Origin of the sequence: Bradyrhizobium sp. Leo170 (genome assembly GCF_004296405.1) — a bacterium.
Lineage (GTDB): Bacteria > Pseudomonadota > Alphaproteobacteria > Rhizobiales > Xanthobacteraceae > Bradyrhizobium.
This window is the reverse complement of record NZ_PSRR01000746.1, coordinates 1-1,122: the sequence shown is the minus strand read 5'-3', so window position 1 is coordinate 1,122 and position 1,122 is coordinate 1. Positions and strand designations below refer to the sequence as shown.

Sequence of the window (1,122 nt, the reverse complement as noted above, 5' to 3'; positions counted from 1 at the left end):
GACTTCGGCCGAGGAGGCGAGGCCGGCGCGCAGCGAATGGCCGGCGAACTTTTCCTCGCGTTCGCCTTCCGGCAGATCGGCGCGCACCCCGGCGGCCAGCGCCGCGCGTTTGACCAGCCGGGCGACCTGCTGGTCGGCCAGGCGATCCGGCCCGACCTCCTTTCCCTGGCCGGTGACGCGGCGAAACAGTGGGCCGTGACCGATCCGGGCCAGCTTCAGCCAGGTCTGCAGAGCGACGATCGGGCAGGTCGCGTCCGATGAGCCGCGGCCGATCTCGATCTCGCGCCAGCCGGTCTTGCCGCGCAGGGTGACGATCATGCCCTTGTCGAGGATCTCGATCCAGCCGCGGCCGTCCTCGGTCTGCTCGCGGCCGCAATCCAGGCCGACGATCTCCGAGCGCCGCAGGCCGCCGGCAAAGCCGAGCAGCAGCATGGCGCGATCCCTTAAGCCCCGCAGCGTGCCGCGATTGAGTGTCTCGAGCATGGCGATCACGTCTTCCGGCAGAACCGCCTCCTTCTGCCGGGGCGGGGCAGCGTGGGTGTTGCGGATCCCAGCGAGCACGGTCGCGATGTGCCGGTCCATGCGGTCCAAGGGCGTCGCGCGCTGCGTATAGTTCCACGCCAGCGCTGAGAGCCGGCGCTCGATCGTCGCGACCGAATTGGCCTGGCGATCGGCCGTCGCGGCGCCCGAGGCGCAGGCGGTGATGTAAAGCCCGACCGTCTGCGCCGACGGCGGCAGCACCTCGAGGCCCTGGCGCCGGCACCAGGCGGAAAAGTGCTTCCAGTCGGAGGCATACGCCCGGCGGGTGTTGGCCGAGCTCGCCGCCTCGACATAGCCGCGGGCGCGATCGGCGAGCCGTTCCAGATGCGCCGGCAGCCCGGTTTGTGATGGCGGGAGAGGGGAGGGGAGGTCCGCGTCGGACGGGGCGGCCGCGAGTGGTTCCGAAGCGGTCGCTGGAGGGTGGCTCATGCCGAGGCCTCCCAAGGATTGATCACCGTGGCGCCCGTATCCTCGAAATCCCCCACATTGCGGGTGACGAGGATGAGGTCGTGGACGATCGCGGTGGCGGCGATCAGCCCGTCGATATCGCCGCGCGGCCGGATCGCGGCGATGCGGCCCCAT

General features: G+C 70.9%; 2 protein-coding genes. Both read right to left on the bottom strand.

What is annotated here, in order from left to right; translation table 11 throughout:
• The coding region (locus CWO89_RS44435; protein WP_130584409.1) for a tyrosine-type recombinase/integrase at positions 1 to 969 on the bottom strand (969 nt) is incomplete at its 3' end.
• Positions 966 to 1,122: PIN domain-containing protein (locus tag CWO89_RS44430; protein WP_165421619.1), on the bottom strand; the 157-nt coding region annotated here is incomplete at its 5' end. The genes CWO89_RS44430 and CWO89_RS44435, both read right to left, overlap by 4 nt.